We start from the raw sequence: 19,971 nt of genomic DNA, 5'->3' as shown, positions 1-19,971 counted from the left end.
CGCAATTTTGATACTTTTCCATAAATTTTTTAACTCAAACTTGCCTTAAAATTCCTAAACCGATAATATGAGGAAATTTTACCTTGTCATAACCTGCCTGATTTTATTTATTGCCAAAAATAGCTTTGCGCAGGCCCCGGCCATTAGTTACAGTGGCGCTGTTAAATTTACGGTAGGAAAAACAGCAACCCTTGCTGCTCCCAAAAATACCGGTGGCGCAATACCCGCAGAAATTTATTCGAAAGTTAGTACACTGGCCGGCAGCGGATTCTATGGCTATAAAGACACCCTGGCCAAATATGCCCGTTTTGAAAACCCGGTTAGCGTTGCCCTTGATAGTAAGGGAAATATGTATGTTGCCGATGCCAACTTAAACATGATCAGGAAGATATCGGCTAAAGGCGTGGTAAGTACATTTGCGGGCAATCCAAAAAAAGGCGCAAAAAATGGACAGGATACAGCTGCGCGATTTAATTATCCTACAGGGGTAACGGTGGATAAAAATGATAACGTGTACGTTGCTGATTTTAGCAATAACATGATCAGGAAGATAACACCGGCCGGGTTGGTAAGTACATTTGCGGGTAATGTTAACGACGGTAATAAAAACGGTAACGGAACTGCTGCAAGCTTTAACCACCCGTACAGCCTGGTTTATGACGCTAAATCGGGCAACATAATTGTTGCTGATACTTATAATAACATGATCAGGTGGATAACACCTTCGGGCGATGTTAGCACAATTGCTGGTACAGGAGCCCCGGGGCGTATTGATGGCTTTGGTTCAAAAGCAACTTTTAGAATACCATATAGTGTTGCTGTAGATAAAAACGGGATAGCCTACGTGGCCGACCAGGGAAATAATTGCATCAGGCAGGTGTATACAGCATCTAACGGCCCTGGTTTTGTGAATACCTTTACTGATACCACTTATATATCGCCATATGGCATCACTGTTGATAATTTAAACCGTGTATATCTTTCGACTGTGGAGGCTTACAGTATTATACAGTTTGATAAGGCAGGCAAACAAATTGGGCCGCTTCCATTTTCGGGCGGATCATACAAAACTTTTAATGATGCTACCGATACTTTAAGCAGCTACAGGGGCAGCATGGGTTTAACGTTTGATGGTAAAAATAACCTGTTGGTTGCCGACCAGGGTAATGACAGGATCAGAAAAGTTGCAGTTAACGGTTATACTGTAAGCCCGCGTTTACCATTGGGCCTTAGTATTGACAGTACGGGTGTAATTAGTGGTATACCTTTATCTATATCGCCTGCTAAAGATTATACTGTTACTGCATATAACGGCTCTGGTTCGTCAAGTGCAAAGGTGAATATTACGGTAGGCATCGGCTCGCAAACTATTACGTTTAATAAGCTGCAGGCTGTTACCTACGGTGCTGTTGATTATAGCCCGCTTGCCACAAGCACCGATACCGTGATCAAGATACGTTACAGCAGCAGTGATACAACCGTGGCAACCATTGTTAAAGATAAAATACACATTAAGGCTGCGGGTACAACTACCATAACGGCCAACCAGGATGGCAATGTTAACTATACGGCTGCTGTACCTGTTAGCCAGCCCTTAACAGTTAATAAAGCGGTTTTAACGGTTACTGCCGATGACAAAATAAAAACCATCCTGAAAGATAATCCGGCTTTAACGGTTGGTTATAAGGGATTTGTTTATGGGCAGGATACCACTGTAATTATTACCAGGCCTGTAATTAGTACCACGGCAACCAAAAATTCGGCAGCGGGGACTTACCCCATAACGGCGACAGGGGCCAGTGCAAAAAATTACACATTCAATTATGTGGCCGGTAAGCTGATTGTGGCACCCGTGCCTGTAATTACGGCCACTGGGTCAACAACTATTGTTAAGGGTGGTAGTGTTACGCTGTCGGCTTCGCCATCAACCGGTTATACCTACCAATGGGCGGTTGACGGGAAGGAGATAACCGGCGCAACAACTAATTCCTATGTCGCTACCAAAACAGGGGCTTATACGGTTGCCATCACTGCAAATAATTACACTACTTATTCCTTATATATCAGTGTTTTAACACAGTTGCAGCTACCGCCCAATAATTTCAACATCAGCGTTGTAAGTGCAACCTGTAAGGGAAGTAACAATGGGCTCATCCACATAGCGGCATTGCAAAAGCTTAAATATAACGCGGCATTAACAGGAAACGGGCTGAACAAATCTTACTCCTTTACCGATTCATTAACGGTGAACAACCTGTCGCCGGGCGAGTACAGTATCTGTTTTTCGGTTGACGGCGAAATTTTCAGCCAGTGCTTCCAGGTAAAGGTTACCGAGCCTAAGGATCTGTCGGTTTACTCAACCGTCGATCCAAAGCTTAATAATTTGAACTTGCAACTGGATGGCGGTACATCGTTTAAGATAGTATTAAACAGCGTAACGTATAATACTACACAAAATGAGATTAGCCTTCCGCTATCTGCCGGTTACAATAAACTCAGCATAACAACAGATAACCTATGCCAGGGCGTAATTGAAAAAGTTATTATAGTTGCCGATAAGGTTGTACCATTCCCCAATCCGTTTCAAAATGTACTTAATGTTAATATTGGTAATCAAACCATTAGTAACGTGGGGGTTAACGTGATTAATACCATGAGCGGCAAAACCGTGTTGAATAACAAATACACCAATCAATCGGGAGTAATGCAGCTTGATATGTCGGCCCTGCCAAATGGGGTGTATTACCTTAATTTAAACCTGGATAACAATAAATCCGGCTATAAAATTGTAAAAAAATGATGAAGCGTATTTTAAGTGTAGTAGCAATATTGGTTATCGTATCGTGCGGAAAAAAAGCGCCCGCGCCTGCGCCGGGCATAGCAACTTTATCTGCGCCGCTAAAAGATCAGCCATGCCTTACAGGTACAGTACTATCTGCCACAGAAAGCTCGGTTTCTTTTTCATGGAACGCATCTTCAAATACAAACCAGTACGATTTAACGATAACAAACCTTTTAACTAAAGCGGCAACAACACAAACCACGTCAGCAACAAGTGCAACGGTAAAATTGCTCCGCAATACTCCTTATTCGTGGTACATCGATTCTAAATCAAATAAATCATCGGTTGTAACCAAAAGTGATACCTGGAAATTTTACAACGCCGGGCCAGGAGTTGTAACTTATGCACCCTTTCCTGCAGAAATTACAGCACCTGCATTTGGCGCCGTTTTAAGCGCTGGTACAACCAAAGTAAACCTTACGTGGAAAGGAAGCTCGGTAAGTTCAAACATTGTAGCTTACGACGTGTATTTTGGTCCATCGGGCAACCCTGATTTGTTCAGGAACCATATTACAGATACTTTTGTTAATGATGTAACGGTAGGAGCAAATACCACTTATTACTGGCGTGTAGTTACCATAGATGCCAACGGCAATATCTCCGATTCAGGAACATATAATTTCTTTGTTCAGAAATAACATACCGGGAAACGAGAGCTTAGAGGTAGTCTGAATTCGGTATTAAAGTTTTCATACATGTAATGATGGGACGATGATGTTTATCGCATGGCGGCTACGACTCACCCGGTCGAGGCTACGCCCGACCACCCTCTCTTCACCTGCGGTGGAAAGAGGGTTTTTGAAGGTAATTATTTTATAATCAGCTATTTGTAAATATAAATTCCAAGACCCTCTTTGCGGCGTAGCCGGAGAGAGGGTGGCGGGCGTAGCCTCGCCGGGTGAGTCGTAGCCGGCGTTCAACCAAATGATTATATAAATCCCAAAACGTGATGGGGGCATGAACCAAGGACAGTTTTTTTATTTATAAACAAATTCTGCAAATGAAAAAGCCGCCTGCATTTATAAATGCAGGCGGCTTTTTTACTATATCATCAACTTTTTAAAACGCGTAACCCAATGTCAGGAATGCGTTATTGTTGGTCTTTTTCAAATCGGCTCCGGGGCTGCCTGTACCTATTTCATATGGATAAACTGTTTGGTTGCCGCTTAAGTGCGCATAGGTGGCATCAACGTAATAGCTACCAAAGCGTACTCCAATACCACCGCTTACGGTTTTAATATCGCTGCCGTTAGTTTTCAACGGACTGCCCTGTATGCCGTAACCGCCACGCAGGTAAAACATGCTGTTAAGGCGTGCTTCGGCGCCGATGTGCGCGTTTATAGTTGAGCGGTAAAGGGCTTTTATGTTGCCGTTGTCAAAATCGGCGCTATAACTGTCGTTACTGCTGATGTGGGTTGTTGTGTAGTCAATATAATCTACATCGCCGGATATGAAACCGTATTTGCCTATAAAAATGGCTGCGCCGCCTGTTAATTTTAACGGGGTGCGCATATTATAGGATAATGGATACTCTACAGGGCCGTTTTTAAAGCTGCTGTTATTGGCAAAGTTTGTATTCAGGCCTTCAGAGTAGGAGTCGTCAATGGTGTAATAGGTAGGCGAGGTAAAGGTAAAGCCTAAACGCAGCGCGTTAACGGGTTTGTAAATTACCCCCAGCTTAACATTGGCGCCAGAGCCTTTGGTAACCTGGTCCTGTATAAAATTGGAGTTAAAGCCAACATTTGTGCCCACGTTATTAACTAATATATTGGCTGTACCTGTTTCATTAAACACGTTATAAGAGTTGTAGCGGATGTCGGAAAAAGAAACGCCTAATCCAAAATATAGCTTGTTGCTGTAGTTTGCGCCAAATGCCAGGTTAACTTCCGATTGCCCGCCTGTGCGGATGGTATTGCTTAATTGATTTACGGTGCCAAATGCATTTCTGCGATACTCGCTGCCGCCGCCGGTTGTGGCATAGCTATCTATCAGGTTTTGCTGATACGCCCAGTCATCCAACCCGCCATCGCTTACCTGCCCATTGGCGTTGGCAATGCCTGCGTAATAGTCGCCTATGGAGTTAGTTGGGTTTTTGCCGCCATAAGTAATGTTTTCATAAAAATTGTTGGTACGGCTATAAGCTGCACCGTAGTTGATGCTTAGCCACCCTTTGGTTTTGTCACGGCCTTTTGGCGTGCTCAGCCGCTGGTAAATTACAACCGAGGCGTTGCTGAAATTCAGGTTGCTTTTGCTATCAGTATTAAACTGGCCAAGGTAGGTTGAATTTACTTTCGACCCATCAAACTCCGGAGTAATGCTTGCCTCGGAGTGTGTAAAAAAGCCAAGCCCGGCGGGGTTGCCGCTTATCGAGCTTAAATCGCCCCCAATGGCTGTACCCGCGTTGCCTATCCCCTTGATGCGCGATGTTGAACCGGTTTGAAAGGTGCTGAAGCGAATAGCATCCTGCGAATATTGCGCAAAACTATCTTTAGTAATTGCTACTATAGCAATCACACTAAGTAAATATTTAATCTTCATAGATTTAAGCTGATAAAATTATGGTCTAACTGGTCTGCCGCCACCACCGCCGCCGCCACTGTTACCGCCGCCGCCACCTGAACTTGAAGATGATGACGATGGAGCAGGCGAAGGTGACGAACGTTCAACACTTTGGGTTTGCGGCCGGGTATCTTGCTGCCTTACAGGGCGCGAATCGCGCGAGTAACTGGTATTGCTATTGTTTGAATTGCCGCGGGTAATGGTACCATCGGTTGTTCTGTTTGCGCGGCCGCCTGGTATATAACCAATACCGGTACGCGTAGGCGAGCCTGCACCTACCGGGCGGGCAGTACGGGTAAACGAACTTGGCGTGTAACCACGGCCGCTAAACGGACTGCCGGTACCGCGTACAGGGCGCGGCGTACCGGATGAAGCATAGCCACCACGGCCATAACCGCCGCCGTATCCATAACCGCCGCCATAAAGGCCACCGTAGCCATAACCGCCACCGAAACCGCCGTAACCATAACCGTAGGGGTAGCCATATCCTAAACCAAGGCCCCAGCTACTGCCATAGCCGTAACCATAGCCAACGCCCCATCCGCCGTAAGCATAAGGCGAGTAGCCATAACCATAAGGGCCATAATTAAAGCCTAAGCTAAAACCACCATTGTAATAGGGGTTGCTGTAGCCGTAATATAAATTATCATAATAACTAAACGGAGAGTAATAACTGAAACGGTTTATACGCGACGAATAATCATCATAGTAAAAATAATCGTCGTCATCTTCCTGCTGCACCTGTTGGTTATCAGCGTCAGTTTGGTTGTAAACAGGCTGCACGGCATAAATAGGCTCATCTCCTGCTTTCGCATTCGAAAAGTATACATCGTCGTTACTTACAGTGGTAGCGAGTTTTTGAGTGGAGCAGGAACTCAGTGCCAGGGCGCTGATGAGAAAAATTCCTATTGCAATATTCCGTTTCATATGCAGGTTTGTAAAAGTTCGGGTTCGAATAAGTTTTAAATTTATAAATTTGGGCGCAATATACAATAATTGCAAAGTCAAAAATTCTATTCCAATCAATATGAGCAAAGGTGTTATCAGTAAAGACGAAGATTATTCGCAATGGTTTAACGACTTAGTAATTAAATCTGACATGGCCGAATATTCGCCGGTTAGGGGCTGCATGATCATTAAACCGTACGGCTATTCTATATGGGAAAAAATACAGGCCGTGCTTGACGGCATGTTTAAAGATACCGGGCATAGCAATGCCTATTTTCCGCTGTTAATACCCAAATCCTTTTTCAGCAAAGAGGCCAGCCACGTTGATGGTTTTGCCAAGGAGTGCGCTGTTGTTACCCACTACCGCCTTAAAAACGATGGTAATGGCAATATTATAGTTGATGAGGATGCCAAACTGGAAGAAGAGCTGATCATTCGCCCAACATCAGAAACCATTATCTGGAATACGTATAAAGGCTGGATCCAGTCATACCGCGATTTGCCTATCCTGGTTAACCAATGGGCCAACGTAATGCGCTGGGAAATGCGTACCCGTTTGTTTTTGCGTACCAGCGAGTTTTTATGGCAGGAAGGCCACACCGCCCATGCTACAGCCGAGGAAGCCATAGCTGAAACCGAGCAAATGCTGAACGTATATGCCGATTTTGCCGAAAACTGGATGGCACTGCCAGTAGTAAAAGGCCGCAAAACAGCTAACGAGCGTTTTGCAGGGGCTTTAGATACTTATTGTATTGAGGCTTTAATGCAGGATGGTAAAGCCTTACAGGCAGGTACATCGCACTTTTTGGGGCAGAATTTTGCCAAAGCCTTTGATGTAAAGTTCACCAATAAAGAAAATAAGATAGAACATGTTTGGGCAACCTCATGGGGCGTATCAACGCGCTTGATAGGCGCTTTAATTATGGCCCACAGCGACGATGCCGGCCTGGTATTGCCGCCAAAACTGGCGCCTATACAAGTTGTGGTTGTGCCTATTTACAAGCACCAGGAAGAGCTGGACAATATATCGGCTTATGTAGATTCTTTAAAGAAAGAACTAAAGGCCAAAGGTATTTCTGTGAAGTTTGATAACCGCGATACCCACCGCCCGGGAGCAAAATTTGCCGAGTACGAGTTGAAGGGCGTACCATTGCGTGTAGCCATTGGAAGCCGCGATATGACAAACGGAACCGTTGAACTGGCCCGCCGCGATACCAAAACCAAGAATACCGTTAACCAGGAAGGTTTGGCCCAACATATTGAGGCTTTATTAGATGAAATTCAGAACAACATCTATAAAAAAGCTTTTGATTTCCGTGCCGAAAACATGACCGAGGTTGATACCTACGAGGAGTTTAAACGCATGCTGGATGAACAACCAGGGTTTATAAGCGCCCACTGGGACGGAACCCCGGAGACCGAGCAAAAGATAAAAGAGGAAACTAAAGCGACAATCCGTTGCATACCTTTGGATAATAAGCAGGAAGAAGGTAAGTGCATTTTGACAGGTAAACCGTCTACGCAGAGGGTTCTGTTTGCACGGGCTTATTAGCCCCCCAGCCCCCTGAAGGGGGAGTTTTTGATTTGCGGCTTTATGGGTAATCAAAAATAACTGGCTTAAATTTATAATCCTTCCCTAAAGGATAAAATACCAAACCGGCTTCCTCTTAGGGAAGGAAGCACATCAAAAAATCCCCCTTCAGGGGGTTAGGGGGCTTATGAAATTCGCAACTAAAGCAATACACGCAGGGCAGGAGCCCGATCCAACTACCGGTGCTATCATGACGCCGATATACCAAACATCTACCTATTGGCAAAAATCGCCGGGAGATAATAAGGGATATGAATACTCGCGTGGTACAAACCCAACCCGTAAAGCGCTTGAGGGCTGTTTGGCTGCATTGGAAAATGCCGAGTTTGGTTTGGCTTTTTCAAGCGGAATGGGCGCCACAGACGCCGTAATGAAACTATTACAGCCCGGCGATGAGGTGATTACCGGAAACGACCTGTATGGTGGTTCGTACCGGATTTTTACCAAAATATATGCTCACTACGGCATCAAGTTCCATTTCCTGGATTTATCAGATCCTGAAATTGTTGCCGAGTACACTAACTCATACACTAAACTGGTTTGGATAGAGACACCTACCAACCCAACCATGCAAATCGTAGATATTGAGGCCATAGGCAAAATTACCAAAGAGAAAAATTTGCTGTTTGTGGTAGATAATACTTTTGCATCGCCATACCTGCAAAACCCTATCGACCTTGGGGCCGACCTGGTAATGCACTCGGTAACCAAATACATTGGTGGCCATAGTGATGTTGTAATGGGCGCCCTGATGACGAACGACGAGGATCTGTACAAAAGACTTTGGTTTATTTACAACGCTTGTGGTGCCACACCTGGCCCAATGGACAGTTTCCTGGTGCTTAGGGGCATTAAAACCCTGCACCTGCGCATGAAGGCGCATTGCGAAAACGGTCGCTTAGTAGCCGAGTTCCTGAAAATACACCCCAAAGTAGAGAAAATTTACTGGCCGGGCTTTACCGATCATCCAAATCACGAAGTTGCCAAAAAGCAGATGCGCGATTTTGGCGGCATGATCTCTATCGTATTGAAAGATGCCGACCTGCAGGAGACCTTCCGCATTGCATCCTCATTCAAAGTATTTGCCCTTGCCGAATCATTAGGCGGTGTAGAGTCCCTGATTAACCACCCCGTAAGCATGACCCACGGGTCTATCCCCAAAGCCGAACGCGAAAAAGCCGGCGTGGTAGATAACCTGCTGCGTTTAAGCGTAGGCGTAGAGGATATTGAAGACTTGCTGGAAGATTTGAAACAAGCGCTTTCTTAGTAGCAAGTAGTTAGTATCAAGTATCAAGATTTTTGAATGGATAGCTGGATTCAGAAAGTTATATCGAAATGGAAGTCGGAGGGAGTTAAATTGGGCTCTCCGGCTGCCATTTCTGACATAGAAAAAATTGAGTCAATTTTAAACTTTAAGTTTCCTGACGAGTTTAAGGAATTCTATCAAATCTGCAATGGCTTTATGGGCTTACATTGGCAGGAACACATGTTTACATTGTGGCCTTTGGAAATGATAATTGAGGAACACAATACTTACCAAAATAAAAATTTTATATGGTTTTGTGATTTTCTTTTAGCAAGCCACTTTATTGGGTTTAATAAAAACAGACCTGGCATTTTTAAGGAATATGGCAATGTAGAAGATGGTGAGCAGATTGCCAGTTCATTTGAGGAAATTGTAATGATGATAAATTCCAATGCCGACGCTATCTATTAATATGTTTAAAGATGCTAATCAAAAACTCCCCCTTCAGGGGGCTGGGGGGCTTCAGGCTTTTTTGGAATCCAAAGTTGCCCAATACAACCGCCCGGAGTTTATTGAGAACGATCCTATCGTAATACCGCACCTGTTCAGTAAAAAGCAGGATATCGAGATCATGGGTTTTTGGGCAGCTACCCTGGCCTGGGGGCAGCGGGTTACCATCATTAAAAAGTGTAAAGAACTTATTACGTTGATGGATGGGGCACCCTATGATTTTATCATCAACCACGAAGAACCAGATCTTAAGAAGCTGCTGAGCTTTAAGCACCGCACTTTTAACGATATCGATACATTGTACTTCATCAGCTTTTTCAGGTATCATTATGAAAATTTTGATTCGCTTGAGGACGCATTTATGCCCCCTAACCCCCTAAAGGGGGAACAACGGGCGGCTAACAAAAAAACTCCCCCTTTAGGGGGTTGGGGGGCTGAAGATCATCTCAATCAATTCCGAAGTTATTTCTTTTCCTTACCCGATTATCCGCATCGCACCAAAAAACACGTATCCTCTCCATCACAAAAATCAACCTGTAAACGGTTGAATATGTTTTTGCGCTGGATGGTTCGAAAAGATCATAACGGCGTTGATTTTGGCATCTGGAACCGGATCAAACCTGCCGACCTGATTTGTCCCCTCGATCTGCATGTAGACAGGGTTTCCCGCAAACTACTGCTCATCACCCGCAAACAAACCGACTGGCAAACTGCCCTTGAACTAACAGAACGCCTTAAACAATTTGATCCGCTCGATCCGGTAAAGTATGATTTTGCCCTGTTTGGTTTGGGCATTGAGGAACGGTGGGGCGTGCAGTTTTAGGCCCCCATTTTAATTCGCTGCCTTTTTGATCCCAAAATCTATTAAGGTTATCTCGTCGCTTCTTATCTTTCTGCCTTTCAATTCCTCATAAAAACCAATGATGTCGCTTTTTTTGATGCCTGATTTACTGAGCGCATATGCCCATTTTATAACTGCAATTTCCCGGTTGGTAGCATAAATGTTATCTTTTGTACTTGCACCCGTTTGAATCCTTTGGCCATCATATTCATGTCCTTTTATAGGCGTCCAAAAATCAAACCTGCCACCATCTTTTGATTCGGCTAAAATTTTGCTTTTAACGTCTGCAGTAATAGTTGCAGAAGTATCTGTGTCATTTGTTTGGGCAAAAGCCGTTGTTATGGTTGTTAAAAGACCAATGGTAACGATTGTTTTCAGGAGGTGTTTAAATATCACCTTTTTATGGAGGTTACTCATGCTTTTTTATTTTAAAAATACAAAGTTAAATACAATATAACGGTTGAGGTAGTGCGATTTTATTGATTAACTGATTTTAATTTCTTGCTATCATTCTGATAAAGCCTATCAAAATGATAGGTTTTTCGATTTTTATAAATTCATATATTTTCCATTCAATTATCTGTAATACAGATTTTTAGTTTTTCTAATCGCCCTGTAGGCATATGTTTTGAATACGAGGGTTCGTTATTAAAAACAGTTTATGGTGATAGTATTTCTTTGTTGCCGCGGTCAATATTCAATGTGGCTGCAAAAAAATCCCTGGCAACAGTATTGTCACCTTTTCAATCCCCTAATTTTTTTATTTATTAAATGAACTCACACGTTAAGCACCTCACATTTGCGGGCATGATTGTTACGCTCGGTATCATTTTTGGCGATATCGGTACCTCCCCGCTATATGTATTTCAAACCCTGCTGGTCGAAGGCGGGAAAGTAAACCAGGAACTTGTTTTAGGGGCCATCTCCTGTATTTTTTGGACACTAACCCTGCAAACAACTTTTAAATACATTCTCATAACATTGCAGGCCGATAATAAGGGCGAAGGCGGTATTTTTTCTCTTTACGCGTTGGTTAGGCGCTACGGTAAATGGTTAGCTATTCCGGCTATTATCGGCGCCGGTACGTTACTTGCAGATGGTATTATTACTCCGCCTATCTCTGTTACATCGGCTATCGAAGGATTAAACCTGGTTCCCTATTTTTCGACTATTATTGTTCCCGGCAATAACCTTATTTTACTGATTGTAATTTTGATCATGGTACTGCTTTTCTTTTTTCAGCAGTTTGGAACTAAGGTTGTTGGCGCAGCCTTTGGTCCGGTAATGCTCATGTGGTTCATGATGCTGGGTTTATTGGGTACTATGCAGGTAATGCACTATCCCAGCATATTTAAGGCGTTGAGCCCGTATTATGGCGCACATTTGTTGATGACCCATCCTAAAGGTTTTTGGTTGTTAGGTGCCGTATTTTTATGTACTACCGGTGCCGAAGCCTTATATTCAGACCTGGGCCATTGCGGTCGTAAAAACATCCAGATCAGTTGGATTTTTGTAAAGACTACATTGGTACTTAACTATCTTGGGCAGGGTGCCTGGGTATTATCTCAGGCTCCAGGAAAAGACTTTACAGGCGTAAACCCTTTCTTTGAGATTGTTCCTCACCAGTTCCTTATCCCAAGTATTGCGTTAGCAACACTTGCTACCATTATTGCCAGTCAGGCCCTCATCAGCGGCTCGTTTACATTGATTAGCGAGGCCGTAAGCATGAACTTTTGGCCACGTATAACTATCAAATATCCATCAAACATTCGGGGGCAAATTTATATACCGAGTGTTAACTGGATACTTTGCGTTGGCTGTATCCTGGTGTCACTTTATTTTCGCACATCGGCAGCTATGACTAACGCCTATGGCTTTAGTATTACCATAGCTATGCTTAGTACTACTATTTTGATGTATTACTTTATGCGCTATGTGAAACATTGGCCAGTGTGGTTGGTAACCATCATCCTGTGCGTATTTTTAACGGTTGAGTTCTCCTTCTTTTTAACCAATGCAGTTAAAATATTAAAACGTTTATTCTTTGTAGGTTTTGAGGTTGGGTTGATATTTACCATGTACGTTTGGTTTAGGGCGAGGAAGATTAATAACCGTTTCCTGCATTTTGTAGATATTAAAGAAAAATTACCCCTGTTAAATGCGCTTAGTGCCGATACTACCGTAAATAAATACGCTACGCATTTAATCTATCTGACCAAGGCCAATAACAGCAAACAGATAGAAGAAAAGATTATTTACTCTATCATGAGCCGCCGCCCTAAACGTGCCGATATTTATTGGTTTGTGCATATTGAGCGTACAGACGAGCCTTATACTATGGAGTACAGTGTTGACCATATTGAGCCGGGTAAGGTTATCCGTATCGAATATCGTTTAGGATTCAGGATTCAGCCGCGGGTTAATGTGCTGTTCCGCAACGTGGTAGAGGATATGGTTAAACGTAAGGAAATTGATATTACCAGTAAATACGCGTCGCTTAAAGAATACAATATCCCTGCCGATTTCAGGTTTGTAATTATGGAAAAATTCCTGAGCTACAATAACCTGTTTAGTGTGAGCGAAGGATTTATATTGAACAGCTACTTCGCCATTAAAAAACTGGCCCAGTCAGAAGCCAAAGCTTTTGGGTTAGATACCAGCGAAACCCGGATTGAAAAAATACCGTTGGTAGTTAAGCCGGTGAGTAATTTGCATTTGAAAAGGGTGGAGCCGGTATAGGTTAGATGAGTGGTTGATTAGGTGAATGGTTGGTTAAGTTGATTAGGTGAGTGGTTGAATAAGTGAATGGTTGATTAAGTTGATTAGGTGAGTGGTTGAATAAGTGAATGGTTGATTAAGTTGATTAGGTGAGTGGTTGATTAAGTTCAATCAAATTTAACCGCTCACCCAATCAACCACTTTTATGCTTTTGAACAGATTGAGATATAATTGTAGCGATTATCCAACATATTAAGATTGATAGCGTCGAGTGTATTATATTTGCGATACTTACGCTAAACCAATCATGACCACAAAAAAAATAATCCCGATTTTGTTTGCACTGATTTTTGGTGTGATGAACCTTTATGCGCAACACGTAAAACCTGTTTTTAAGCGCTTGGTTTGGTCCTCTTACGAACCTGCATCGGATAATTTCCAAAAGATCAATATTGTTGATCTTTTGGAAATTAATGCAGATGGTTTAGTGCATTTAATGACAAAATATAAAGGTATCGGTGATACTACTTACCATTTATCTGCGGAATTAGTGAATAAACTAAATGCTGTTTTTGATGGTAATAAAAAATTAACGACATATATGACAATTAATAAGTTGCCAGAAGGTTCGCATTTTGCGGGTGCACTTCAATATTTATATTACATAAATGCTGCAGGCAAAAAAGATGAGTTAATATTCATCCCCAGCTTTATGGATAGTAGTTTTTATAAGCTATTGAATGATATATATAACTCGCCTTCTATATACAACCCGAAAGTTGATATTATACATAATCCGGGCTTGGCGACGCAAATACTTAAGTTCCACAAGGCTTGTTCCTGTGCTCCCAAAATTGAACAGCCACCTGCGATAATGGAGTTTACACCGGCTAATTGATTTAGCCTACGCTTCTTCCTTAAAATAAACCTTGTAAAAGTTCATCGCTTTATCGTCGTCAAAGCCTTTTTCGATGAGTTGTTTATCGCCGTGGATATAAATGTGGAAATTTTTATCCAGCTTTAAAACACTTTTATAATCGCGGGCTTGTTTTTTGACTGCATTACCGGATATCTCGAACGTGTTGCCAATTGGACTGTCAAATTCCTGTTCGTACTGGTTTTTGAAGGTTTTGAACGATTCAATGGCTTCCGGGTTGCCTATTACCTCGTTGCCAAACTCGTCCATATCAAAGGTTTCCTTTTCTTTAAAGTACTTCATCGACCGGTTAAGCAGGTCTATTTTGTCGGCCTTGCTCATTTCAAACTGATCGTCGAGTTTTTGGGTAACAAAGTTTTTGTAAATTCCCAGGGTATTGTTGGTTTGGTTAAAGCTATCATTACGGATTTTGAGCTGTAAAAAATCGTCTTTCCAGTACACGGCTGCATCCTGGCCGCCGTTGGTTTTATCAACCACCACCACTTTATAACCGTTTTCTTTTTCGATATTGAAGATGAGCACGCCTTTATCCAACTTGTTAATGTTAATGGCATCCTGCTCATAATCAACCTGGAAACCGCCTTTATCCGGGTAAACTTTCAGGTAGGTTTCTTTATTTTCCGATTTAAAAATGCCAATGGTATCCAGTGGGTTACCTTCAATTTGTACGCTGTTAAAGTAAACCACGTACAGCTCGCCGCCTTTAATATTGGGGTGGGTGGTAACCTTAAACAGGTGTTTGGCAATTTTTTCTGATGCTTCGTGAAATTTTTCCTGATCCTCAAACACCTGGGTGGCAAAGTTATGCAGCTCGTTAAGCGCAAGGTCGCCACTGCTATGTGTCAGGTGATAAACTTCGTTAACCTTTTCAAAAGGTTTTAAAAAATACTGCATCAGCACGTTAGGAATAATCTCATCCTTCAATTCCAGCGGACTATCCGACAAGGCGTACAACTCATCCTGCAAAGGATTACCAACATGATGTACCGAAATAGTATCGAGCGAAGCTTCAAAAAATGTTACCATAATTACGCGAAGTTAAGGTTTTTAGTCATTGGGGCATTTGCTACGCGTCATTAAGTCATTGAAAAGTAGTTCATGGCCTTTGGTTCATAGTTCAAGGGATTTTGTTTTACTTTTGTGTCCGAACCGGAATTCATCGAATTTTTAGAATTGCGCAAATTTTAAAATTCTGTCAATTCCTTAATTCTACAAATTCCGGTTCAGATAAAGCTATGGACACTCACAACTCACAACTCATAACCCACAACTCCGAAGATACCATCGTTGCCCTTGCCACCCCAAACGGGATTGGCGCTATCGCGGTTATCCGCCTTTCGGGGCTGAATGCCATAGCTATTGCCAACAGTGTGTGGAAGGGTAAAGATTTAACCAAACAGGCCTCACATACCATCCACTTCGGCCATATTGTTGACGGCGATTTGGTGCTGGATGAGGTTTTGGCTTCGCTATTTGTGGCCCCGCGATCATATACGCGTGAGAATGTTGTCGAGATCAGTTGCCATGCCTCGGGCTATATCATTGAATCTATCATAAAGCTATTCATTAAAAAAGGAGCACGGTCAGCCAAGCCAGGCGAGTTTACCCTCAGGGCTTTCCTGAACGGGCAGCTCGATTTATCGCAAGCCGAAGCCGTTGCCGATTTGATAGCCTCGAATTCCAAAGCATCACAACAGGTAGCTTTACAGCAATTGCGTGGTGGCTTTAGTACCCAGCTACAGGCCCTGCGCGAGCAACTGGTAAATTTTGCATCACTAATTGAACTGGAACTTGATTTTGCCGAAGAGGATGTAGAGTTTGCCAACCGCGACCAGCTGAAAAACCTCGTCCATGAGATCACCAAAATAGTAGGCAGGTTAATCCAGTCGTTCGAACTGGGCAATGCCATCAAGAACGGCGTTAACACGGTTATAGCCGGACGGCCCAACGCGGGTAAGTCCACGCTATTGAATGCCCTCCTGAACGAGGAAAGGGCCATCGTGAGTCATATCCCGGGTACCACCCGCGATACTATTGAAGAGGTACTGAACATCCAGGGCATCAATTTCCGGCTGATAGATACCGCAGGCATCCGCGAGGCAACTGATGCTATTGAGCAGATAGGGGTGCAGCGCACGATGGAGAAAATAAGCCAGTCGGCCCTGTTGGTTTATGTGTTTGATGCTGCCGAAATTACTACCGAAGAATTGAACAGCGACATTGAAAGCCTGCAAAAGCCAGGAATTTCCATGCTGCTGGTAGCCAATAAAGCCGATTTGCTTACCGAAGCCCAGATAGCGGCTTTGCCACATGCCGACAAACTGACCATTATATCTGCTAAAGAAAAGCAGCATATCGATGAGTTGAAACAACGCATCTATTCCTCATCAATTAAAGATCAGCTAAGCGGCGATGAAACCATGGTAACCAACATCCGCCACCTGGAAGCCCTTCAAAAAACCGAAGAAGCGCTCATTCGTGTATTGGGTGGGATAGACGGCAGCATTACCTCCGATTTTTTGTCGATGGATATTAAACAGGCATTACATTATTTAGGCGAGATTACCGGTGTGGTCACTACGGATGATTTGCTGGAGAATATATTTAGTAAGTTTTGTATCGGCAAATAGGCTTGCCAAATACCCTAAAACTCTGTAAACTTACGACAAGTAAATTTCTCATTGTTAATAAGTTATGTTAATTCTTCTTGTCCAAATCCTTGGATAATTGCCCCTGTTTTTCCGACTTTTGTTACTCAGATGTTACTCAAAATTTTAGTTTTTGATTTCATCGGAAATGTGGATGAATTAAGTCGCTTCGGGCACTTAACTACTCTTACATAACCTTAATCACCTTTAAGGGAGATCTGACCGGTTACTTCATTACCACTACCTTATTGGGCAGTTCCCCCGGCTAACTGATCCGCATTGTTAGCTTGCAATACACGCATGAGCCGTAAGAACAATGTAGAGCAACCCTATCCAATCTGGCTTATTGGTTGGCTTTGGCAGCCCTGCCAGTTTTTCGGCCGCCTTCTCTCGCCATTTTGGTTTTACGCCAGGTAACACTGTGGTGGTCTGATCTGTAAAAGTTATCTATAGATGTTTAATAAATTTCTTATTGGGTAAATAGGGAACAAATTCGAAAGAATTTGCAATGAATTCGAAAGTTTTTTTTGTGTTTCTTCTTTTTATTTGCCTTAAAAGAAATTAGTTATTCACAAAACATTTTACCAATGGAATTAAACTCAAATGCTGCTTTAAGCCGCGAAAACAAATTAGAAACTACAAGGACCGCTAAAGTTTATACGCTAAGTGGCCCGTCTACAGAACTATTATTACCCGGTAGCGGAGTAGTAATTGTAGCCAATGGTGATTCAGCTTTTTATGATCAGTTAGAACAAGCCATTGCTTCAACAGATACTGAAAAGATAAACGATTTGGCTTATGAAAACAAATTGGAAGTTAATAAGCTAACTAAGCTGTCTGATGATCAAGCATTAGCTGCTTTACAAACTGCTCCTTTTATTGTCGACCTGAACTACGGAACCAAAACAATTGCGATAAATTTATTTACTGTTAAAGGTGTAGCGTTTACCAAGGTGCTTTTTGCTTTTTCAGGTGGGCAATTTGACGCGGATAATTTTAAGTACACTGTTTACTCAGATGATGAGTTAAAAGTTGAACCAAAAGTTATGGTTGTTCTCCATCAGCCACAGTTATCTGAATTAGAAAAGCAAGCTGTTGACATCCCAATGGATAGGTCGTCCATGAAGTTTGGAAAAGTAGGCGGTGATGATGTTGTATTCGCGACTCCTGCAATAGTAACTGTTGGCATAACACCTGGTATCTTGGTTGCCGGTGTTGCTACTATTATAGGACGTCGCTGTCTTAAATGGTATCAGGAACAAACAACAACCGAGATACCAGCTGCTACATTTAAAAGCGCAAATCCAACCGTTAAAGAACTTGTTGCGGCTCGTCAGGAAATTATATCACGTACAGCAAAAATTTAATCCTTTGTGATGAATGAAATTCCGGGTATTTTATTAGGGTTTGTTTTAGCCTTGTATTTTATTATATCTATAATGAAATATTTACCTTTTGCCCAAAAATGGATAGATAGGACAGACAAGCTTACACTCGTTCCAACATGGACGTTTTTTGCCCCCGAACCTAATGGCACAGATTTTTACCTTTTTTTCAGGGTGTTTTCAGACGACTTTCAATCTCCCTGGCGATTAGCTGAATTTGGCAAAAAAAGAGCATGGTACAGTTTTATATGGAACCCGAACAGGCGGCACAGAAAAGCTTTTTTTGATCTTTGCCAGTTGATCTTGACACAACCTGGCGAATCTGGGGAAGAAATGTTGTTCGGAGTGCCTTATTTACTGATATTAAACCATGTAAATAATTTGTGCGGGAGAGAGTTGGGGGAACTTGTTCAATTTACCATTGCCAGGAAGGTACCATCGCAATCGGACAAGCTTTCCCATGTTTTCATTTCAAACACACATCAGTTATCGTAATGTTTATAGGCTTTGATAAACTTATTGGTATTACTGAAGGCGGCGCAGTTATGTTGACCACAATCTGCGTCGCCTTTACCATAGTATTCATGAGTGTAGAATATTTGTATCTGATTTACAAACGGCGGTTTAGTAGAGATACGTTTTTTTCGTGGGAAATTTCTGGCGCAGGCGAAGGATGGTTATACTCGGGATGGCGCGCCAGGATTTTAAATTGCATTTTCGACGGCAACAAATTTACATCGATAATTATTTTACGGTTGTTACTTGCTGTATTGGTTATGATTATTAGCGAAAACCGTTTATTAATAAGCGGCTGCCTTTTTATGCTTTTTTTTATATCATGCTTACTCAACTTAAGACACACACATGGGCGGGATGGGGCGGATGAGGTTATATTGATAGCATTGTTAGGCTTGGCATCGTACTATGTTATTGACAAAACATCAATTTTACGATGGGTTGGGCCGGGTTTTATTGTAGCGCAACTTACGCTATCTTATTTCATATCGGGTATATATAAACTAAAATCAGGTACCTGGAGGAATGGCAGCGCGGTTAACAAAGTAATAGCGACGGTTATATATGGCAAACCCGAAATGCAGTTTGTTTTAAAATATAAACCGACCGCATTATTTTTATGCTGGCTGATCATAATTTGGGAGTGCACTTTCCCAATGTTATTTTTGTTCCCACAGCCCGTATGTTTTATATGGTTGGGCTTAGGAGTTCTGTTTCACTTATCTATGGCAGTCATTATGGGATTAAATACCTTCATGTTTGCATTTTTATCAGCATACCCTTTATTTTTTTTTCTACTTTCAAAAATTCGTTTTCCAATATAGTTGGTTTCATCGCTTAAGATGCCAGTCCGTATCAATTACGGAATAGTGTAGAATTAATTTTTACGCAAAAATCTGTATTGCTATAACGTTATATAAGTATAATAGCAAATGGAAGTAGCTTTTACTAAGTATAACCAACTTATAAATAGGGTATTGTAGGGCTTATGCTTATTGTTTTAAAACAAAACGCTAAATGGTTTTGCAATATTGTCCTGTGAATTAATCAACCTGCAACAAATCGTATCAACATTTCGTCAAATCGTATCAATTTGAACTGTGGCGAAAAGTTACTTCATTTTTTTCCTATTTTTATTTCACAATTATAATAATACAATACCGGCTTAAAGTAATTAAAAATTAACGGCCTGTATTTAACTAACATTTACCAAATTATGAATACAAAACA

At 42.2% G+C, this 19,971-nt stretch carries 15 protein-coding genes; 11 read left to right on the top strand and 4 right to left on the bottom strand.

The features are described 5' to 3' along the window. Window positions 1-67 precede the first annotated feature (67 nt). Window positions 68-2,800: an MBG domain-containing protein gene (locus AC1DU2_RS06025; RefSeq protein WP_477383338.1), complete on the top strand. Its 2,733-nt coding sequence runs from the start codon at window positions 68-70 to the stop codon at window positions 2,798-2,800. Next, the gene (locus AC1DU2_RS06020; RefSeq protein ID WP_477383337.1) at window positions 2,797-3,480 is read left to right on the top strand and encodes a hypothetical protein; all 684 of its coding nucleotides are present in this window, start codon (window positions 2,797-2,799) and stop codon (window positions 3,478-3,480) included. The genes AC1DU2_RS06025 and AC1DU2_RS06020 overlap by 4 nt, the downstream gene beginning before the upstream one ends. 421 nt (window positions 3,481-3,901) lie before the next feature. On the opposite strand, the gene AC1DU2_RS06015 is transcribed toward AC1DU2_RS06020, so the two are convergent. Both AC1DU2_RS06015 and AC1DU2_RS06010 read right to left on the bottom strand, forming a co-directional pair. Next, complete coding sequence (locus AC1DU2_RS06015; RefSeq protein ID WP_477383336.1) at window positions 3,902-5,380, bottom strand: OmpP1/FadL family transporter; 1,479 nt, start codon at window positions 5,378-5,380, stop codon at window positions 3,902-3,904. Window positions 5,381-5,398: 18 nt separating this feature from the next. Then, window positions 5,399-6,328 (bottom strand): hypothetical protein, encoded by a 930-nt coding sequence (locus AC1DU2_RS06010; protein ID WP_477383335.1) that lies wholly within the window; start codon window positions 6,326-6,328, stop codon window positions 5,399-5,401. A gap of 100 nt (window positions 6,329-6,428) precedes the next feature. Between AC1DU2_RS06010 and proS the strand changes: the two genes are divergently transcribed. The 4 genes from proS to AC1DU2_RS05990 all read left to right on the top strand — a co-directional run bounded on the left by proS (window position 6,429) and on the right by AC1DU2_RS05990 (window position 10,519). Then, window positions 6,429-7,901 (top strand): proline--tRNA ligase, encoded by a 1,473-nt coding sequence (gene proS / locus AC1DU2_RS06005; protein WP_477383334.1) that lies wholly within the window; start codon window positions 6,429-6,431, stop codon window positions 7,899-7,901. Between the two features lie 166 nt (window positions 7,902-8,067). Continuing rightward, window positions 8,068-9,207 carry a cystathionine gamma-synthase gene (locus tag AC1DU2_RS06000; protein WP_477383333.1) on the top strand — a complete coding sequence of 380 codons (1,140 nt, stop codon included), beginning with the start codon at window positions 8,068-8,070 and terminating at the stop codon, window positions 9,205-9,207. 36 nt (window positions 9,208-9,243) lie between these two features. Beyond that, on the top strand, window positions 9,244-9,657 hold the full coding sequence (locus AC1DU2_RS05995; RefSeq protein ID WP_477383332.1) for an SMI1/KNR4 family protein: 414 nt from the start codon (window positions 9,244-9,246) through the stop codon (window positions 9,655-9,657). Window position 9,658: 1 nt separating this feature from the next. Next, window positions 9,659-10,519 (top strand): TIGR02757 family protein, encoded by an 861-nt coding sequence (locus AC1DU2_RS05990; protein WP_477383497.1) that lies wholly within the window; start codon window positions 9,659-9,661, stop codon window positions 10,517-10,519. A 9-nt stretch (window positions 10,520-10,528) separates the two neighbouring features. On the opposite strand, the gene AC1DU2_RS05985 is transcribed toward AC1DU2_RS05990, so the two are convergent. Further along, window positions 10,529-10,954 (bottom strand): hypothetical protein, encoded by a 426-nt coding sequence (locus tag AC1DU2_RS05985; RefSeq protein WP_477365121.1) that lies wholly within the window; start codon window positions 10,952-10,954, stop codon window positions 10,529-10,531. A gap of 354 nt (window positions 10,955-11,308) precedes the next feature. Between AC1DU2_RS05985 and AC1DU2_RS05980 the strand changes: the two genes are divergently transcribed. Both AC1DU2_RS05980 and AC1DU2_RS05975 read left to right on the top strand, forming a co-directional pair. Then, the gene (locus tag AC1DU2_RS05980; protein WP_477383330.1) at window positions 11,309-13,276 is read left to right on the top strand and encodes a KUP/HAK/KT family potassium transporter; all 1,968 of its coding nucleotides are present in this window, start codon (window positions 11,309-11,311) and stop codon (window positions 13,274-13,276) included. 286 nt (window positions 13,277-13,562) lie between these two features. Beyond that, window positions 13,563-14,153 carry a hypothetical protein gene (locus AC1DU2_RS05975; protein WP_477383329.1) on the top strand — a complete coding sequence of 197 codons (591 nt, stop codon included), beginning with the start codon at window positions 13,563-13,565 and terminating at the stop codon, window positions 14,151-14,153. A 6-nt stretch (window positions 14,154-14,159) separates the two neighbouring features. Here the strand turns inward: AC1DU2_RS05975 and AC1DU2_RS05970 are convergent, their stop codons facing one another. Further along, window positions 14,160-15,218 (bottom strand): nucleoid-associated protein, encoded by a 1,059-nt coding sequence (locus AC1DU2_RS05970; protein ID WP_477383327.1) that lies wholly within the window; start codon window positions 15,216-15,218, stop codon window positions 14,160-14,162. 209 nt (window positions 15,219-15,427) lie between these two features. On the opposite strand from AC1DU2_RS05970, the gene mnmE reads away from it, so the two are divergent. The 3 genes from mnmE to AC1DU2_RS05955 all read left to right on the top strand — a co-directional run bounded on the left by mnmE (window position 15,428) and on the right by AC1DU2_RS05955 (window position 18,720). Next, window positions 15,428-16,822 carry a tRNA uridine-5-carboxymethylaminomethyl(34) synthesis GTPase MnmE gene (gene mnmE / locus AC1DU2_RS05965; RefSeq protein WP_477383326.1) on the top strand — a complete coding sequence of 465 codons (1,395 nt, stop codon included), beginning with the start codon at window positions 15,428-15,430 and terminating at the stop codon, window positions 16,820-16,822. A gap of 605 nt (window positions 16,823-17,427) precedes the next feature. Then, a complete protein-coding gene (locus AC1DU2_RS05960; RefSeq protein WP_477383324.1) occupies window positions 17,428-18,207 on the top strand; it encodes a hypothetical protein in 780 nt (259 codons plus the stop codon). 72 nt (window positions 18,208-18,279) lie between these two features. Beyond that, window positions 18,280-18,720, top strand: a complete 441-nt coding sequence (locus AC1DU2_RS05955; protein WP_477365103.1) for a hypothetical protein — start codon at window positions 18,280-18,282, stop codon at window positions 18,718-18,720. Window positions 18,721-19,971 lie beyond the last annotated feature (1,251 nt).

It is taken from the genome of Mucilaginibacter sp. P4_C11, assembly GCF_056402115.1.
Note: the sequence above shows the minus strand (reverse complement) of the source record. Positions and strands in the feature narration are given on the sequence as shown.